Raw genomic sequence first — 16,650 nt, 5'->3', positions numbered from 1 at the left:
CAAGGGTTTATGCGGTCAGCCGTCGCACCCGTGCAGCCAGCCAGTCCAATTCAGGATCGTGCAGGCCGACATCGGTCAAATGTTGGGCCGTATTAAAGAGATACTCGGTGTTGGGGCCCCGTCCGCCGACGGCCTTTGCGATGATCTGGGCCTGCTCTTCCAGATCCATACCGCCGCAATACTGCCCGTGATGGGGGTCGATGACATAGGTGACCGCCTCAACGGCGGGACCGTTCTGCAGTTCAACCGTCAAATTCTTCTCAAGATAGGCCGAGGAGATCAGCTCGCGCTCTCTGAGGTAATCGAGCGTGCGATCCTCTTCGCCCGCGGCAACAGCAAGCGCCATGCCCTGACAACTGGCGCCGCGGACCGCATCAAGTGCCAGCACCAGACCAGGCTCGTCCTCTGTTCCGCGATGATGAATGGAGCGCATGCAGAAAGAGCGCGCATAGCCGCTGAGCCGCGCGACCCGCGTTTCTGCCACTGCGAAGCCCGGGTTCCACAAAAGGGAGCCATATCCGAACACCCACATCGTCATCGTCTTGGTCCTTTCCCGCAGCCGCCTTATAACCTTGGCAACGAAGGCAGGGAAAGAGCAGAACCATGCGCCGTTTGATCACGATATGTCTGGTCCTCATCGGTCTCTGGTCCGCTTATTGGTGGGCCAGCGCCTATGGCATGCGCCAAAGCATCGGGGCGTGGTTTTCCGCACAAGAGGCTCAGGGATGGCAGGCCGACTTCGCCGACATCGGAACAGACGGCTTTCCGCTGCGCCATATCACCAAGCTCACCAACCCGGCCCTGGCGGATCCGGTCAACGGAACGGCATGGAGAAGTGCGGCTCTGACCTTTGAAAGCCCCGCGATCTGGCCAGGCCACATGTCGGTCCGTTTCGCGGATGCACCCCAGCGCATGTCCTATTTCGATGAGACCGTGATCTTGACGCCTCAAGACATGGTTGCGGACCTGCGTCTTCATCCAGGCCTGGCCCTTGAGCTGGAAGAGATGGCATTGACTGCGGGGCCCTGGACGCTGACGACAGCCGATGGCGCCAAACTCATCGCGGCGGACAGCCTTGTTCTGGCGATGCGGCAGACAGACGATCCCGCGACCTATCTCATAGATGCCAATTCCCAGACATTCACGCCGGGACCACGGCTCCGCGAGATTGCCGCCATTTCAGAAACGTTGCCGCCAAGTTTCGATGCGTTGACCCTCGACATGACTGTGACCTTCACAAGACCCTGGGACCGGGCCGCCCTTGAGCAATCCCGCCCGCAACCGCGCCGCGTCGACCTAAAGGAAATGGACGCGCATTGGGGTGCTTTACGGGTTCGCGCGGCAGGGAGCTTTGACGTCGACGCGGAAGGCATCCCGGATGGCGTCATTGCGATCAAGGCGGAGAATTGGCGCGACATGCTGGACATGGCGCAACGCTCCGGGGCGTTGCCAGCCGACCTCATGACCCCGACCGAACGGGTTTTCAGCATGCTTGCAGGGCTCAGCGGCAACCCACAGACGCTGGATGTGCAACTGAACCTGCGAAACGGCTTCGTGGCGCTTGGCCCGATCCCCTTGGGCCCGGCACCGCGTTTCATTCTGCGTTAACGGCAGAAGGGGCCGCTGCGGTAACGCGCCGTGTCAAAGTGGAAATGGTCCTGATGGAACCGATCCGAATTCGGTCCAAGCACCGTGCCGAACGGACCGCAAGCCGCCCGGTGCATCTTGCGCAGGGCATTTCGCGTTCCACGCGCATTCCAGCCATTGAGCACGGTGATCACCTCTCCGTCGGCCATGCGAAAGCCCGAGATGTCGATGGCGCGGCCCTTGCCGTGTTCCGAAATCCGCGCACCACGCTGATTGTTGCGGGTCCGGCAGGCGTAATGAGCGGCGACACGCAGTTCGACAAGCTGGCCCTTGCTGCGCAGGGCCGGTTTGACACCCTTGTCGACCCAGGTTTTGAGCGCTTGCGCGGTGTTGCAATCCATCAGCGCGCTTTGGCTGAGCACTATGCCCGACACTGACCGGACACGCACGGCCTCGCTGATGCCGCATCCGTTGATCCGGCCGGGAACGAAACCGACCTCCTCCCCCTGGATGTCGAGGCTGCCACAGATCGCGCCCCTGCGCTGCTCGCGCCGCTTGGCCATGGCTCTCTGAAAAATCCCGTCAGGCCGCAACCCGGGGCGCAGGGACGTCAGCGGACCGAACAGCGGCAGATCCCCCGGGCGGGCAGCGGTCTGTACCGCCTGCTCGGACGGAGGACGCAGCGCAGGGCGAAGACGTGGGGCCGCAGCAGCCAAAGGCTGCGTCAGATCGGGCGTGAGTGCCCGGCTCACGATCTGCTCTGCCGGGCGAAGCCTTGGGCGAACAGGCGCAGTCAGAGTTTCGCCGCCGCGCAAGACAGGTCGGGGAGAATGATCCGGCGCCTCAGAGGCTGCAGGAATAGCCAAAAAACAGGCCAGAACTCCTCCCCAGATCCTTTTCACCGCTGTGTTGCCCCCCGCCCGAAGTCTGGCGCGTCCGTATCCTGACCCGCCTCGATGATACCCCGCCGAATGGAGCGCGTTCGGGTGAAATAGTCAAACAGATGATCACCGTCCCCCGTGCGGATGGCGCGTTGCAGCGCAAAGAGCTCTTCGGTGAACCGTCCCAGGATCTCCAGCGTGGCATCCTTGTTGGTCAGGAACACGTCCCGCCACATCGTTGGATCGCTTGCTGCGATGCGGGTAAAGTCCCGAAAGCCGGCGGCGGAAAACTTCACGACCTCGCTGTCTGTGACACGCCGCAGGTCGTCCGCGACGCCCACCATCGTGTAAGCGATGAGGTGTGGCGCATGGCTGGTCACAGCACAAACGAGATCGTGATGATCAGGCTCCATAACTTCGACATTGGCCCCCAGAGCCCGCCAGAACCGGCTAAGCCTATCGACAGGATCGGACGGCGTGTTTTCCACAGGCACCAGAAGGCACCAGCGATTGTCGAAAAGCTCGGCAAATCCGCTGGTTGGACCGGAATGCTCCGTTCCCGCCATCGGATGACCGGGCACGAAATGGACATGGTCAGGCAGGTGAGGTGCCACGGCAGAGATGACGTGACGCTTGACGGATCCGACATCGGTCACCGTGGCCCCGTTTTTCAGGGCCGGTGCAATCTCCTCGGCGACCGCGCCCATCGCACCGACCGGTACGCAAAGGACAATCAGGTCGGCGTCTTTCGCCGCGTCCACAGCGCTGTCGCAGACACGGTCACAAAGCCCGATCTCCCGCGCGGTCGCGCGGGTTTCAGCGCTGCGTGCATAGCCGGTGACCTCGGCCGCGACACCAGCACGTTTGATCGCCCAGAACATCGAGGATGCGATCAGGCCCAGACCGATCAGCGCCACACGGTCGTAGATCGGGGCGCTCATGCCGCTTTGCGGAAAAGCGCCACCGCCTCCAGCACGCGATCGACATCTTCTGACCGGCCGACGGTAATCCGCAATCCGTTCGGGAACCCGTAGCCCTTGACCTGACGGACAAGGATACCGGATGCACGGAATTGTGCCTCAGCCGCATCGGCTTCAGCCTCGTCGGCGAACCGGGCGAGCACAAAGTTGGCATGGCTGTCGTCACAGGCAATGCCAAACTGACGAAGACCTCCGGTCAGGCGCGCGCGCTGCGCGGTATTGAGCGCAATGCAATCGGTCGCCCATTGCCTATCCCGCGCCGCCGCCTCGGCCGCGGCAAGTTGGACAACGGAGAGGTTAAAGGGCTGCCTGATGCGCGTCAGGATGTCGATCAGCGCCTTCGGCCCATAGCCGAACCCGATCCGCAGCCCGCCAAGGCCGTAAAGCTTGGAAAAGGTGCGTGTCATGATGACATTGTCACGCGCGCGCGCAAGCTCTTCGCCCCCGTCATGATCGACGGCATATTCAATATAGGCGCAGTCGAGGACCAGGATCACGTGGCCCGGAAGACCGTCAGCCAGGCGCTCCAGTTCGGAGAGCGGCAGGATCGTGCCGGTAGGATTGCCCGGATTGGTCAGCATCACGATGCGCGTCTGGTCAGTGATTGCGGCCAGGATCGCATCGACATTCACAACCCGCTCCCGCTCGGCCACCTTGATGGGTGTGGCGCCGGCCATGTGGGCCAGGATCGGATACATGGAGAAGCCGTGTTCGGTGTAGATGATCTCGTCCCCGGGGCCGCTGAAGGCCTGGCAGATGAATTGCAGCACCTCGTCCGAGCCGACGCCGCAGATCAGCCGTTCGACTTCAAGCCCGTAGATTTCGGCAATCGCCTGGCGCAGGTCGGCATGATCAGTGGGCGGGTAGAGATGCGCCCGTTGCGCCGCTTCGGCCATGGCAGCGACGGCTGAGGGCGGAGGACCCAGAGGGTTTTCATTCGAGCTTAGCTTGAGCACGTCTGATCGGCCGGCGATGGCGGATTTGCCGCCTTCGTAAAGCGCAATCTCCATGATCCCGGGCTGCGGCGTGATCGGTGTCATCTGTCTGTCCCCTTTCGGTGTGTTCTAGCGAGGGGTCCCTGCCCTGACCAGTGCAGATGCAAAAAGGCCGCGGCGGGGTCCCGTCGCGGCCTTTCGGTTTGGATTGGGCGAAGATCAGTTCTTCGCGTAGAATTCCACGACGAGATTGGGTTCCATCATGACCGGATAAGGCACGTCGCCGAGGCCCGGCGTCCGCACGAAAGTCGCGGTCATCTTGGAATGGTCAGCGTCGATGTAATCGGGCACGTCGCGTTCGGGCAGTTGCGTGGCCTCGAGCAGGACGGCCAGCTGCTTGGAGCGGTCGCGCACTTCGATCACGTCACCCTCTTTCACACGGTAGGAGGGGATGTTGACCTTTTTGCCGTTCACCTTAACATGGCCATGGTTCACGAATTGACGCGCGGCGAAGACGGTGGGCACGAATTTCGCGCGGTAGACGACGGCGTCAAGACGACGCTCCAGCAGGCCGATGAGGTTTTCACCGGTGTCGCCTTTGACCCGCTCGGCCTCGGCATAGATGCGGCGGAACTGCTTTTCCGTGAGGTCGCCATAGTAGCCTTTGAGCTTTTGCTTGGCGCGCAGCTGGATGCCGAAATCGCTCAGCTTGCCCTTGCGGCGCTGACCGTGCTGGCCGGGGCCGTATTCACGGCGGTTGACGGGGGATTTGGGGCGGCCCCAGATGTTTTCGCCCATACGGCGGTCGATTTTGTACTTGGCAGACGTGCGTTTGGTCACGGCTGATCTCCTTCTTAAGGGCGCTGCTCCTCCGCCCTTTTGGGCGTCGTCGCGGCATATGAAGGGCGTTGTCCTCTGAGCGATTGCTCCGACAGGCCTCCCCTTGCGGGGTCCACCAACACCAATGAAGCCGCGCTTATACGCCGCTTCCTTGGTATGTCAACCGTGCAGGATCGGCCAGGAGGCCTAGGCCGCCTTGTGCATCAAAAGAGCGGCCTCGGGACGGGACAGGTTGCGCCGCGCATAACTGCCATAGAGATGCGGATCTGTTTCAAACTCCGGGAAGATCCGGAGAAGTCGCTGACGATCCGTCACATCCAATGTGGTCAGCGCGGTATTGGCGGGATGGAAGCTTTCGGCCTCCACGCCATTGGCCCAGACAATCTGGTGACTGGGCAGGAGGAGATGCACATACGTGACCTCGGGCAGGGTCAGATCGACCGAAATGGTCGACCCGTTGACCAGATCGCGCGCAGGCACGAGGACCTCGTCGGAATTGAAAAGGTCGCGGGCCGCCGCACCGCGGACAAGCATCCGATGTTCGGGCGACACCAGAAGCTCCTGATCGGGTCGTTCGATCCCGAGCGCGCCGGGGCGCAGCCGGATAGGGCGCAGATGCGGCATCGCGAAAAGCCGTGCCCCTGTCATACGGCGAGAGCCGATCCACATCACCTCTTGCGGGCCGTTGTCGCGGGTCATCACCCGGTCTCCGACCTGCAAATCCTCGACCGCACAGGACCCGCCCGGCGTCGAGATCCGCGCGCCGGGCGTGAAGCAGATCACACCACCGCTGGCCGGATCACCGGGACCTGCAAGGGGTTCGCGCAGGGCGTGATGAACAACCCAGAGATCCACGCCCCTGGGCGGGATCGCATCGAGAAACATTAAAAGCGGCTGCGATTGGGGGCCGGTCTCAATGACGGTAATCGTGTAGCTGAGGCGCCCATCGGTTACCACAAACCCGCTCTCGGGCACCGCATCGTCTATTTCGACGTCGACATCGACGAGGTGGGACGTGTCGTCCAGGGCCGCCCCCACAAGACGACGGACCATCCGGGCCGCGCGCCGTCTCAACTGACTGTCTTGGTCCGCCCGTTCCAGATGCAAAACAGAATTGGGACCATCCACGCGCAGGGGTTCCCCCTGCCACGACCACGTCGCACCCGCTTCGATGGCTGACTGAGGTGCAGCCGCCAATCCGTCTATTTCTGTTTGCGACCAGGAAATGACAAACGTGCCCCGAAAGCCCGTTTTCATACCGATTGCTCTGCCTCAACTTATTTTTATGCCCAACCGTACCAAATGGGCGAGCATGAGGCAAAGACTTTATTCACATATCTCAGTGCGTTACCGCACGTTTTTCAACGTTTTCGCGGAGCGGCTGCCTGATTGGCGGCCTGGACCGGTTTCACGACATGCAGCGAAGACGTGCAGACAAGGCGCCCCAAGCGATGGGGGTTCCAATAGAGAACCAGGCCTGCGCAACGGTGCTGGCGTACGCCGGTTCGGGATGTTTGGCGTGGTCTAAAGAGATTATCAGCCATCAATACGGTCTCCCCACATCAGAGTTTGATCGCCGCCCAGCTTGGAGTTTCGGAGCGGACGCATATCGTTCGCCAACTGCGCAATCGCCGGATCGGCATCGAGTGTCAGATAGGCCTCGAGCCAGGCAAAGTTGAACGGCTTGAGCTCGCGCGACCCGTCAAAGTAATTCTGGACCTCACCGGCAATCGCGGCGGTTGCCGCGCCGGTCTGCATATCGTCGATCGCAAACCTGACGATCCGCGCCAGGGCATGGTCGCATTCCGACATCATCGGCTGACCCTGCCGGGCCAGTCGGGCCGATGTCACAACCAGAGGCGCGATTGCATGGAGCTGATAGTGATAGGCAAACGCGCCGCGCGTCATTTCCTGGGGAAGACTGCCATCGGGCGAGGCCTTGCATAGAATGTACCGCATGGACCAGGCCGACCATCCCTGCATAATGGGATCCTCGTTGAGATCTCCGGCCACGTTAACCGCCAGAGCCGCCCAGGCACGCAGATTGCCCTGACGCGACCCGTCATGCGCGTCTTCTTCCCAGAACACCATCTGGCGCCGCGCAAGATCGTAGAGCCAGGATTTGATGGCCTCGGCCTTTTTCGCGTCGCGCGCCATTGGGAGCGCCTGATCCAGGATCAGCCCGAAACCGGCCAGCCGAGAGCCAATCGTCAGGTTCGACGTGTGGCTGCGCAGATCCCGAAGCGCCCCGGCTTCGGCCCAGACGGCCATATGATCGAGCAGGCAATCGGCCGTCTGTTGCGGATCACCTTCGGCATCGTAAAGCCCTCGTGCGCTATGCGCGAGATCGCGGATAAAGTCATCCACCGGTCCAAGCGCTTCGTCCACCTCTGCATTGGCCTGCTCGTCCAGGTCGGATCGCGTCTCGCTGTCGGCCTTGTAGCGACTGCCGTAATCAAGGCTGAAAACCGGTTGATGGCCGGGCGCGCATTCGGGCGTGTCGGCGTGGGCCGGCAAGGCCGCCTGCCCCAACGCGAGACCGAGGACAGCAGCGGCGAGCCTCATCGTACAACGCTCAGTCGCAAGAGCGAGACGAGATCTTCTGCCCGACGGTTTCCGGTTGTCGCTGCATGCTCCAGCCACTGAATTGCCTCCTTCACGTTTTTCTGCACGCCGATGCCGTATGCCAGGGCGTAGCCGAATTCGGCCATGGCATCGGCATTGCCGGCCTCTGCGGCCTCCCTCAACCAACGGGCCGAGTTGGCAAGATCGCTGGGCGCGCGCGCGGTGTCGCGCAGCAGCAGGCCGAATTCGAACTTGGCCGCGACATCGCCACTTTGCGAAGCCTTCAGGTAAAGGTCCGTCATGTCGAATTGCTCGGAGATGAGCGCGCGGACATCTTCATCGGCCCGGCGGAAGGTCGACAAAACCCACGACCTATCGCCCGCCGCGCCCTGACCAAGCAACGCGAGCATGTGCTGCGCCGCTGCGTCAGGATCATAGGTTTCGAGATCCGGATTGGCCGTCAGACGGAAGAGGCTGCGATGCGCCGAGGTTTTGCCTTCGGCCAGCAGCCGCTGATAGACCTCCAGCTCGGTCGGGGCGGCGCCTTCATTGAACGCCTCCATCTGACGGTCCGACAGGCGGAGCTTGGACAGAACATGCCCCCCTTCGATGGCAAGACCGACCTGACGCCAGTGAAACGACATGCGCGGATCCATCCGGATCGCATGCGCGTCGCCCAACTCCTCGACATCTTTCGTGCCGCAGGCCATCAGCGAGACCGCGCGGTCGAAGTAATCCGCCGCTTTTTCGGCTGACACAAACGGAATTGCGAACATCAAAGCCAGAAAATCACCTCGCGCCTCGATCTCGTCCTCATATTCCTGAAAGACTTCGTAGGCCGGCACCGTGTCCGCCAGCAGACGTGACTTCAGCCGGATTGCGGCCCCTTCGCCCCGATTGCCCGCACGGGTCAGAAGATCCAGGATTTCTTCGGCGATTTCCGGCTTTTTCGCATTGTCCTCGACAAGTGCGATCGCCAGATCAAGCGCCGTCGTCACCCCGTTGTTCAGGTAGACCCTGCGGAAGAGTTCGATGGCCAGTCGGCGTTCAGCCGGGTTGGTGGCAAGCTCGAATTCGAGCTCGGCAAAGGCCTCAAGCGCCTGATCCGACCGGTCAAGACGTGCCGCCCACAGCCGGTCCGCCCGTGCCGACGCCCAATCGGAAACCTGAACGCGCTGCACATAATGCGCAAGCGACTGGATACGTCCGCCAAGCGCCTGGGTTTGGATCTGCGCGATTGTCAAAGGCTCCTTGAACGGATCCAGAGCGATCAGATCGGTTGCGCTGACCCCCACGGTCTCGTGTTCGGATGCACGGTAGTTTTCCGCCCATAGATCCGCCTCCCGCAGGAGCGGGGCATCGGGTGCCTTGCAGCGATAGATCCCGTCGAGATGGTCCATCGACGCCATCATGCCATACCGGGTGACCGTGTCGGTCAGAAGGTCAATCGCCCGGTTCAGTTTGACAGGATCGTCGCGCCACCGCACCAGCTTGAGACCCAGAAGCTGCTGGCCCTCGGGATCACCGCGCAGCGTCGCCTCTTCGAAAAGGGCCATCGCCTCGGGCTCGCCGGCCCAGCGTCCGCGACGCACAAGTGTTTCCTTGGCTAGCCTGGTAAAGACCCAGCCCGGCGCGGTGTCGAGCTGCGTCAGCTCGCGCAGGTAGTCCATGTAAAAGCTGTCATCGTCAGCGCGCTCACCGTCGATATTGACGGCCATCTGAAGATAGGGGGCAATGGACGGTCGATTGCGCCCGTCATCGTTGCTGTGGTTATAGCCCAGGATATCGAGAAGCTCTTCCTCGGTGGCGGCCCCGGACGACTTGATCTGATCGAATTGCCCCTGATCGAGCGTGATGCCACGTTCGACCGCAAGGCGCAGATATTCGATCATGATGCGATTGTCTTTCTCCACCGCATCGGCTGCGAGGTGAAACTCGACAACCCGCCAGGCCGCGTTCGCGCTGCCCATGTCGGCGGCGAACTTGTACCATGCATAAGAGATACCGGGATTGGGCGAGACGATTTCGCCATTCAGGTATTCCTGCGCGATGCGTTCAGCCCGTTTGCAGACCGTGCGGTTCAATTGCCCCAGAATACCGCCGAACGCCATCGTCACCGTCAGATCCAGCGGGGCGTCCCATCCGGGCACGGGCGTCCCCTGAAGTTCCATGCGCGCAAGGCTCAGCAAGGCGTTGGCGTTGCCGTCAAATGCCGCGTCACGGATCAGACCCAATGCGAAATCCGGGTCAGGATCCACACCGATCCCGTTAAGGTAAAACTGCGACAGTTGCAGCTTGTCGTTGTTGGTCATCGCATCGGCCATCTGCCGAAGCTGACCGACAAGCCCCGCCTGGTGCAGCGCGTCAAAGCGACCCGCATCGACATAAAGCTGGATGCGGGCAATAAGCTCATCGCTTCCGGCAAAATCGGGATCCACGATGGCCAGACGGGAGATAAGGGTCTGGATGAAGTCGAACGAGGCGTCGGGTGATCGCGCTTGCAGACGCTGAATGTCCCGGCGCAGGTATCGCGCGCGGACGCGGTCGTTCAGCTCGGCATCTCCGCCTTCGATTTCAAGATCGTCCTCTTTGCTTTCACGGCTCGCCGGACCACAGACATGTTGCGGCTGGATCTGAGGCGGCATGAAGGCCAGTTCAAGCGTGCGCGCCTGGACCGGAGCGGCAGGGATGGCCGCAGCCAGAAGGCCAGCGGTGAGCACGGATGCGGTAAGTCGTTTCATCTCAGGCCCCTTCAATAGAAACACGCGGCGATCCGGGGATTGCCCCCGAAGGGCACGGACAGGTCGATATCGACATAAGCCGCGCCATCAGCCCAAAGACCGGACATCGGCATGTAGAAACGCCCCGTCTTTACCTGATCAGCATGTCGCATGATGGATTTGGTGCGGATCAGGCCCGCGCGATTGGTGAAGGCAAACGTCGCTTCGTCACTGGCCGCACCGTCTGTGTCGAGGAGAAGCGTGTAGTCCAGACCGGGATCCAACGCGGTAAGGTCCACCCGGACAGCGTGCGGTCCCTCGCTCACCATAACCCGCAACGGCACCCGGCAGTTGTTGCCTGCCGCCGCAATCAGCTCTCGCATCGGCTGATCCGCGAATTGCCCGAGATTGCTGTAAACCGGCACTTCCCAGATAAGGTAGGACGGTCTCGACGTCTGAAAGTTCTCAGACGTCATGTAGGATGAGATCGCGGCAAAGGCCCCACCGCCCTCGACGGAGTATTGCATCACGTCGAGACCGGTATAATCCGACAGAAAGCCCGCGAAATTGGCGCTTGGCTCGCCCGTATATTCCGTTCCGACCACCGCGATGCTGGACGAGCGTTGCGTCTCGGCAAAGAGCGACGAGGTGGCGACAACGGCGGCTGATTGGACTTTCGTGGTTTTGTAGAGCGCTGTTTCAACGTCGGGCAGCGCCATCAGGCAGTTTTGCTGCAACTGGTTGCGCATCGCTGATTCCAGCACCTCGACGCCCGCCGGCACGGTCGAAAACTGCGCCTTGGTAAGCAAGTCGTAACCCGGATCGGATCTGAGGCGGTCGGCAACAGCCTGCGCCGTTCTTTGCGCCCCTGTTGCCGTGATGCGATGATCTGCGCGATGGAAGGCCGGTTGATCCGGGGTCGCGTTCAGCAGCGCCTGACGCGCATCGACCGCGACCACCCCCTGCTCTTGCAGGCGGCGCAGCGTGTCGAGATAGACCGTCGTGGCGATGTGAGGATCAAACCCAAAGTCTTCGGTCTCTGCCGTCAGGTTGTCGGGCATGGCGAGGCTTTTGGTCGGCACTGGCAGATAGATCAGCGTCGTTCCCAGCTCTTTCAGCGCTGCAGAGAGCGCCGATACCTGCGCAACGGATTGGTCGGACAATCCGTGAAACATCTGCAAATCCGGCTGCACCCGAAAGAAGACGCCCCCCGTGCCTTCGACAACCGGAAGGTGCGCACGCGAAGACAATTGGCTGCACCCAAATGCCGATTGCGCGTGTGCGTCCGGGGCGCTGAATGCTCCGAACGCTGCTGCGATGACAAGCCCTGCAAGTCGTTTCATTGTCTCTGCCCCCTGGCGTCAGTTCGTTGCCGACGCCAATTTTGTGTGTCTTTCGTCTATAAGTGGTATGAGGTTGGCCGCCGTTGTTGCCACCGACAGCGTTTTCGATTTCGCCGCTCGGCCGAGATAGACTTTTGCCTGTTCCAAGTCCGCTCGGGTCGGCGCTGGTGTATCCAGAAGGTTCAATGCCATTCGCAATTCGATCCGCCCGTCGCCGTCTTCGGCATGGGTCAGGATGCGTTGACGGGTCTTCTCTGAAAGAGCGCCAAAAAGCTTGCCTTCTCCGTTGAAGGTTACGACCGCATCCAAGGCCAGGCTATTGCCGGCCCAGGCATGCGGGTAAAGCACCGAGATCAGTTGCCGTTTACGCGCGGCCGGTTCGCTGTCGGGGTCGAGATAGCGCATCGCGTCCACCATTTCCGGCAAGGCGTGAACGCGTCCCGCACCGACCGCGATGCTGGCGTAATAGGCTACATCCGACGCATTCTGCTTCAGACCGCGCCCAACCAGCAATGCGACGTATTTCTGCGCCGCCAGGCCGTCCTTGTAGTCCGCAAGCTTGCGCAGGTCCGCGTCACTCACGACCTTCTTTGCGTTCATGTCGCGCCTCGCCTGACGCAGCGCCGCACTGGGCAACTGCTTGGTTTGTGTGATGCCCCGATCCGTGACGACGCTGATCTTGCGGGTTTCCCGATCGGTCGGGATCGTAATCGGAACGGCCTGCGCCAAGGCGCCGTACGCAATCATGCTGCATAGCAAGGCAAAAAGGGCGAAGAGCGGCTTCATCGGTCTCCCCCTCCACATGCGATTTGACGCGACGCGGCGGCCACCGGGCCGCTGGGAGAGAGGATGAGGCTTCGGACGCCCTTGAGGTCTTGCGCGATATGATGGCTCTGGCGGGAGATATCGCCACCCAGGAAACGCGGGAACTGATCGGTGAAGTCGTTGCCCTGAATGACCAGCAATCCACCGGTCGCCGTTGCCAGGCCCACACCGTTGTCACGCAGGACATTGTCCGCGACATGTGTCGGCGTGTCTGGCGTTTGCGCCGACACCCAGATCGCGGCGTTGTGGTTGCCGATGACCACATTGTCGCGCACACGGCTTCCCTCGCTCGACCGGATCTCGATGCCTTTCTGGCCATTGTCCAGAACAAGGTTGTTGTGCACATACCCGCAATCGGATTTTGACACCGCGATCCCACCGCCTCCACGATCCCAGACGATGTTGTGGGCGATCGTGACGTTATCGCTGCCTTGTTTGACCGAAATCCCCGCGCGATCGCCGCTCAGCACCACATTGCCCGACACAAGGCTGTCATGGCTTCCATTCACCATCTGAATTGCATTGGTCGGGGCGGCGCCGGCAAAGAGGTTTTCCGTCACCCGTGCGCTCCGTGCGCCGGATACCGTCAAGGCCGCGCCGCGCGGGTTCAGAAACCGATTATTATGGAGCCGGATGTCCCGGACATTGCTGATCGAAACCGACCGCAACCGCTCGAACACGCTGTTTTCGACAAAACTGTCCTGCCGGACGACCGTCAAGCCGCTTTGCACGATGGAGAATCCGGAAAATTTCACGGTGCGGCCAAAGCCAAGCCCCTCGAAGCGACTGTTGCTGACCTGCGCGGCACCGCCACCCGCTGTTGTCACAAAGGGTACGAATTCGTGGTTCCGCGGGTTTTCGCCCCCAGACGCCATCACGGTGGCATCTGCGATCTGCAGATGGCCGAAATTCAGGATAAACGCGCCATCCGGCCGGCTGAGCTGCAAGGTCTCGCCGCGATCTATCCGCAAGGCGGCGCCGGACCAAATCACAAGAGGGACTTCAAGCTGGAACGCCCCCTCACCCTGATCTTCCTGCAATCCGTAATGGCGCATGAAAAGGCGAAGGTCCGCAAGATTTGCCGTGCCCTTCCGGATGACCAGCGCGTTCCGGCCCGCTTCGTTCTGCGCCTCCAGAATGTCGATGTTGTCTCTTGTGCCGAAGGACTGGGCCAGCATCGCGAGGGCAAGGCGAATATCCAGACGTTGCACCTCTATCAGCGTGTCGGGCAAAAATGCCGGCTTTTCGAAGGTGAAATCGGTGCCCGGCCCTGCCGGGCCCAGCATCCCGCCCAGACCCACGTCATCGGCCAGCATGCGCGTTGATTTCAGTGCCAGAACATCCAGTTCAACGGCTTCCGAGAACGCGGCAACACGTGTCCTTAGATCCCGCGTCTCTTCAAATGAGGACGCGACAGCCGCCCCGGCAGACACAACTGCCAGGGTCAGCGCCTGAAGACAGCGCACCGCGATATGGCGGGTGTTCTTAGGCATATCGCGCCAATTGGACGACGGCGTCGTCTTCCGTTTGGCCAGCGGTCAGCGTCATCGCCACCAACTCGACCTTCTGAGAGGTCGGGTTGGCGATGTGCACCATCGCCTCGCCCGTCAAGGTCATGCGTTCACCCTGCCGGAGTGTGGCCTTTTCGTCACCGATCACCAGTTCAATAACACCGCTTGCCACCATAAGCTCGCGTCCGGCGGAGGGCTCCATCTCCATCAGCGCGCCGGGATTGAGGCTCATCGAGGAAAGGGTCATGTGATCTCTCGACACAAGCTCGTTCAGCTCACCCCATGGTTGGATCGAGCCGACATGCCGTTCAGCCTCCACCCGCTTTTCGGCCTTGAGATGTTCGGCAATCTTCTTGACGCTCTGACAATGGCCGACCTTGGTAACCAAAAGCGCATCCGGTGTGTCGATCACGATGACGTCACTCAGTCCCACAACGGTCACAAGCCGTTTTGACGAGCGGATCATGGAATTCTGCGTCTCCACAGCCACGACATCGCCTTGCAGGACGTTGCCCTGCGTGTCGCTTTCCGAGATGCCGTACATCGCCGTCCAGCTTCCGACGTCGCTCCATTCGATATCCAGCGGCGCCAGGGCGATCCGGCGAGTTTTTTCAAATACCACAACCTCGGTCGGTTCGGACGCCGCGTTGATGAAGCTCTGCGCGTCAAGCACGAAACCGTCCGCCGTCGTCTCACCCTTCGCGACGGCTTGTTTGACCGCATCGAATGTCGGCGCGTCGAACTTGGCATATTCGTCGATAATGGTCTTGACGGAAAACATGCTGATGCCCGAGGCCCAGTAGGCAATGTCGCTTTCCACCAAAAGGCGGGCCTTGCGGGTTGGCGGTTTTTCGACAAACCGTTCCACCTGGCGCAAGCCCGGATGACCGACAATCGGCCCCCCGTCCGTGATGTAGCCAAAGCCGGTTTCGGCATAACGCGGTTTGATCCCAAACGTGATCACATGACCGTCCTTGGCCGGCTCGATCATCGCAGCGACGGTTGCGTTGATATCGCCCTCGATCACGTGATCGGCAGGCACGACCAGCATCAATGCATCAGGATCCTGCGCCTGCAGCCGAAGCGCCGCCGACAAGACCGCCGGCCCCGTATTCCGGCCCATCGGTTCAAGGATGATCTGCGCATCCGCCCGGATCTCGCTCAGCTGGTTGATCAGCGTTTTGCGATGCCGTACTGACGACACGACAACCGGTTTCTCGAAAACCGGACCGCTGTGGCGGCTGACGGCGGATTGAAAGAACGTGGGCGAAGTATCGTCGCCAACCCTCTGAAATTGCTTTGGGCTTTGCGTCCGTGACATGGGCCACAAACGTGTGCCGTTGCCCCCGCAGATGATGAGAGGATAAATCTTGGTCATGACTGCTCCGTTACAACGTCCGCTTTTCCGCCAAAAAGAGGCTTCGACAATCGGACGCGGGCTGGTTTTCCAATATCTTCGATGCTCAACGTGCCCGGCTCGGCCACCAGCGTAACAGGCAGGAACAAATCGCCCCTTTGTGCTGCGGTGTTTGTCGCCGACGTCACCGACACCGTCACCGGGATCGACCTGCCGTCCCGCATTTCCAGTGTCACGTGATCGCCGTTCATTGCCTTGCTCAGACCTTCGATGCTCATCTGTGTCTGCACCTTCACATCGACGCTGGAGCCAAAGAATGTCAGAATTGAGTCAATTGGAAGAACAGTTGCTCCTTCGAAAATACCATCAGAAACAGTGACTTCGCAGTCACAGGGAAGTTTGAAGTTCAACATGTCGCCGCTGTTGGCGGCAATTGAATAGACGACTTCTCCCTGGCTGGCTTGGGGGTTCAGGAAGGCCACCTGCCCCGGACTTGTCGCGCGCATCTCGCTCCCGCTGCGAACGATGAAAACCGGGCGCGCCTCGTAGCTTTCGGTCAGCCGGACACGCATCAGGTTCAGGGCCAGTAGAATCAAAACCCCGGAGATGACGGCGACGGCCACACTGCGGATCAGCCGGCGGTTGCGATCTTCCTTTTCGGCCACTTTGTCTTTCTTGGGCTCTGTCGGGCCGGAATAGGCCAACATCGAGCCCATCGTCACAAAATCGCCCGCAATGAAGCTGTTGATGATGTATCTCAGCTGCGGCAGGTGGCCCCCTGTCGGATCCATGAATTGCAGCGCGACCTCGCCGTCCTTGGTGCCGCGCGCCACCCGCATTTCGGGGAACAGCGTGATCGAAAAGCCTTCGAAATCGAATTGCAGCTTCACGATGTGCCGCGTGCCTTCAAAGCTTGGATCCAGATCGCCCGGCGCCGAGACGTAGGCGGCTGCGATGGAAAGGCCGCTGCCGTCAAGCTTTTCATCGCCGATATGGGCCGTAAAGGGGATCGGCAGGATCGGATGCTCGCTATCGAACACGAAATCATGCGGCACCGCACCGGGCATGTCAGTTTGCATCATTGTTTGTTCAGTCATGTCTGCTCT

At 61.1% G+C, this 16,650-nt stretch carries 14 protein-coding genes; 1 reads left to right on the top strand and 13 read right to left on the bottom strand.

Annotation, left to right across the window (positions count from 1 at the left end; translation table 11 throughout):
- Positions 1-7 precede the first annotated feature (7 nt).
- On the bottom strand, positions 8-538 hold the full coding sequence (locus CFI11_RS06535) for a gamma-glutamylcyclotransferase (protein WP_130404225.1): 531 nt from the start codon (positions 536-538) through the stop codon (positions 8-10).
- 65 nt (positions 539-603) lie between these two features.
- On the opposite strand from CFI11_RS06535, the gene CFI11_RS06530 reads away from it, so the two are divergent.
- Positions 604-1,608 carry a DUF2125 domain-containing protein gene (locus CFI11_RS06530; RefSeq protein WP_130404223.1) on the top strand — a complete coding sequence of 335 codons (1,005 nt, stop codon included), beginning with the start codon at positions 604-606 and terminating at the stop codon, positions 1,606-1,608.
- Here CFI11_RS06530 and CFI11_RS06525 read toward each other — a convergent pair.
- The 12 genes from CFI11_RS06525 to CFI11_RS06470 form a co-directional block, all read right to left on the bottom strand.
- Entirely contained in the window at positions 1,605-2,342 is a 738-nt protein-coding gene (locus tag CFI11_RS06525) for an extensin family protein (RefSeq protein WP_371687481.1), read from the bottom strand. The genes CFI11_RS06530 and CFI11_RS06525 overlap by 4 nt on opposite strands.
- 143 nt (positions 2,343-2,485) lie before the next feature.
- Positions 2,486-3,409, bottom strand: a complete 924-nt coding sequence (locus tag CFI11_RS06520) for a prephenate/arogenate dehydrogenase family protein (RefSeq protein ID WP_130404219.1) — start codon at positions 3,407-3,409, stop codon at positions 2,486-2,488.
- The gene (gene hisC, locus CFI11_RS06515) at positions 3,406-4,488 is read right to left on the bottom strand and encodes a histidinol-phosphate transaminase (RefSeq protein WP_130404217.1); all 1,083 of its coding nucleotides are present in this window, start codon (positions 4,486-4,488) and stop codon (positions 3,406-3,408) included. The genes CFI11_RS06520 and hisC overlap by 4 nt, the downstream gene beginning before the upstream one ends.
- 114 nt (positions 4,489-4,602) lie before the next feature.
- Complete coding sequence (gene rpsD / locus CFI11_RS06510) at positions 4,603-5,223, bottom strand: 30S ribosomal protein S4 (protein WP_130404215.1); 621 nt, start codon at positions 5,221-5,223, stop codon at positions 4,603-4,605.
- A gap of 186 nt (positions 5,224-5,409) precedes the next feature.
- Entirely contained in the window at positions 5,410-6,480 is a 1,071-nt protein-coding gene (locus CFI11_RS06505; RefSeq protein ID WP_130404213.1) for a Hint domain-containing protein, read from the bottom strand.
- Positions 6,481-6,759: 279 nt separating this feature from the next.
- Entirely contained in the window at positions 6,760-7,788 is a 1,029-nt protein-coding gene (locus CFI11_RS06500) for an alginate lyase family protein (RefSeq protein ID WP_130404211.1), read from the bottom strand.
- On the bottom strand, positions 7,785-10,529 hold the full coding sequence (locus tag CFI11_RS06495; protein ID WP_130404209.1) for a tetratricopeptide repeat protein: 2,745 nt from the start codon (positions 10,527-10,529) through the stop codon (positions 7,785-7,787). Before CFI11_RS06495 ends, CFI11_RS06500 begins: the two co-directional genes overlap by 4 nt.
- 11 nt (positions 10,530-10,540) lie before the next feature.
- On the bottom strand, positions 10,541-11,851 hold the full coding sequence (locus CFI11_RS06490; RefSeq protein WP_130404207.1) for a hypothetical protein: 1,311 nt from the start codon (positions 11,849-11,851) through the stop codon (positions 10,541-10,543).
- A gap of 18 nt (positions 11,852-11,869) precedes the next feature.
- Positions 11,870-12,598 (bottom strand): hypothetical protein, encoded by a 729-nt coding sequence (locus tag CFI11_RS06485; protein WP_130404205.1) that lies wholly within the window; start codon positions 12,596-12,598, stop codon positions 11,870-11,872.
- A gap of 35 nt (positions 12,599-12,633) precedes the next feature.
- Complete coding sequence (locus tag CFI11_RS06480) at positions 12,634-14,169, bottom strand: right-handed parallel beta-helix repeat-containing protein (protein ID WP_130404203.1); 1,536 nt, start codon at positions 14,167-14,169, stop codon at positions 12,634-12,636.
- Positions 14,162-15,565, bottom strand: a complete 1,404-nt coding sequence (locus tag CFI11_RS06475) for a mannose-1-phosphate guanylyltransferase/mannose-6-phosphate isomerase (RefSeq protein ID WP_130404201.1) — start codon at positions 15,563-15,565, stop codon at positions 14,162-14,164. The genes CFI11_RS06480 and CFI11_RS06475 overlap by 8 nt, the downstream gene beginning before the upstream one ends.
- Positions 15,562-16,641 carry a hypothetical protein gene (locus CFI11_RS06470; RefSeq protein ID WP_130404199.1) on the bottom strand — a complete coding sequence of 360 codons (1,080 nt, stop codon included), beginning with the start codon at positions 16,639-16,641 and terminating at the stop codon, positions 15,562-15,564. Before CFI11_RS06470 ends, CFI11_RS06475 begins: the two co-directional genes overlap by 4 nt.
- Between the last annotated feature and the right edge of the window lie 9 nt (positions 16,642-16,650).

This window comes from Thalassococcus sp. S3, from assembly GCF_004216475.1.
In the GTDB taxonomy this organism is placed as follows: domain Bacteria; phylum Pseudomonadota; class Alphaproteobacteria; order Rhodobacterales; family Rhodobacteraceae.
This window is presented reverse-complemented; position numbering and strand designations above follow the sequence as displayed.